The 1,346-nt window shown below is 53.0% G+C and carries 1 protein-coding gene; it reads left to right on the top strand.

The features are described 5' to 3' along the window. Positions 1-341 precede the first annotated feature (341 nt). Positions 342-1,346: class II fumarate hydratase (locus tag ACTHUM_RS14270; RefSeq protein WP_440403195.1), on the top strand; the 1,005-nt coding region annotated here is incomplete at its 3' end.

Here is a 1,346-nt window from a genome sequence, read left to right as displayed (position 1 = left end):
CATTAACAGGTAAACCAAATGTTTTCGTTTCATCTTCATCTCCTGATAATCATTTTTATTCATTATGCTCTTGGAGAGAAGCAAAGTAAAGAAACGATAAGGTATTTATTGTCGATAAATACCTAGCGCAAAATACAAATCGGCAAGGAGGAAAATTTTTAGAAGAGGGGAGCGGCGGCGCAGGATGTATTTGCTCCGAAATCGGGTTTTATCTTCTATTAATATTTCAGGTTGATAAAGCAAAAGGCCGTCTGAAAACCCCTCCCTTTTCAGACGGCCTTTTGCTGGGTATAATAAATTTACGAATCATTATTATTTCTGTTTAAATATAGGAGAAATGCATGAGTACCCGTACCGAACACGACACCATGGGCAATGTTGAAGTCCCGTCCGAAGCCTATTGGGGCGCGCAGACCCAGCGCAGCCGCAACAATTTCAAAATCGGCGGCGAAACCCTGCCGCAGCCGTTGATTTATGCTTTGGCGCTGGTAAAAAAAGCCGCAGCCGCCACCAATGTCGCCCTCGGCAGGATTAAGCCTGAGCAGGCGGATTTGATTACGCAGGCGGCGGACGACGTGTTGAACGGCAAGCTCGACGGGCAGTTTCCATTGGTAGTGTGGCAGACCGGCTCCGGCACGCAGTCCAATATGAACATGAACGAAGTGCTGGCGAACCGCGCCAACGAAATCGCCGGTACGGGTTTGGCGGCGTACCAGCCCGTCCATCCTAACGACCATGTGAACCATGCGCAATCGACCAACGACGCATTCCCGACCTCCATCCATGTCGCCGCCGCGATTGAAATCAACCGCCACCTCATTCCCGCCGTCCAAGCCCTGCGCGACACATTGGATAAAAAAGCCAAAGAATTTGCCCCCATCGTCAAAATCGGCCGCACCCACTTGCAGGACGCGACGCCGCTGACTTTGGGACAAGAATTTTCCGGCTACGTTTCCCAGCTTGATCACGGCTTAGGCCGTCTGAACGACGCGCTCAAAGGTTTGTACGAACTCGCTTTGGGCGGCACGGCGGTCGGCACGGGTTTGAACAGCCATCCCGAATACGCCGAAAAAGCCGCTGCCAAACTTGCCGAATTGTCCGGCCTGCCGTTTGTCAGCGCGCCGAACAAATTTGAAGCCTTGGGCGGACGCGATGCCGCCGTTGCCGCTTCGGGCGCACTGAAAACGCTGGCGGCAAGCCTGAACAAAATCGCCAACGACATCCGCTGGCTGGCAAGCGGTCCGCGCTGCGGTTTGGGAGAAATCAAAATCCCCGAAAACGAGCCGGGTTCGTCCATCATGCCGGGTAAAGTCAACCCGACCCAATGCGAAGCGATGACCATGGTG

It is taken from the genome of Neisseria sp. P0021.S006 (assembly GCF_051956895.1).
This window is presented reverse-complemented; position numbering and strand designations above follow the sequence as displayed.